Below are 501 nucleotides of genomic sequence, written 5' to 3' on the forward strand. Positions count from 1 at the left end.
GACAAATCTCCACCGGTTACAGGGCACTTACCAGTCTCCCGACGGTTACTGGTAATGCGAATAGCATGAAACATTGTAAATTCATCGAAGATATGCCCGTAAGGAGTTTTCCAGGGTTGTTTAATTAATATCAATTGTACCGGATCAATCATATTTTTAGCCGTACTGTGCTCAATATTGGTTAGGGTGGAAATAATATCCGTCATAATGGATATTTTTTTCATCCGTATCTGTGCGGCATTGCCGACTTTTTGTTTGTTGTCTTCAAGCAGGCCCATAAACAGTACTTTACTATCCTCACTCAGATTTTCATTGATTGTGTTAATGATTCTGGTGTCTATTTCAGATATTCGCTGTTCTACTTCTGCTTCCTGAAGCACAGGAGGTCTATGCAGTAAATCTATTAATGTTGATGAGTAATACTTCTGTTGACATTTTTTAAAGTGGTCGTACAAGCACCCTGCGTGCTTATCATCCATATAATTGCTGACACTGAATGTT

At 38.7% G+C, this 501-nt stretch carries 1 protein-coding gene; it reads right to left on the reverse strand.

The genetic code is table 11. The features are described from left to right. On the reverse strand, positions 1–479 hold a 479-nt coding region (locus J7438_RS27525), incomplete at its 3' end, for a hypothetical protein (protein ID WP_209279183.1). Between the last annotated feature and the right edge of the window lie 22 nt (positions 480–501).

Source organism: Thalassotalea sp. G20_0 (assembly GCF_017744175.1).
Taxonomy (GTDB): Bacteria; Pseudomonadota; Gammaproteobacteria; order Pseudomonadales; family Endozoicomonadaceae; genus Endozoicomonas.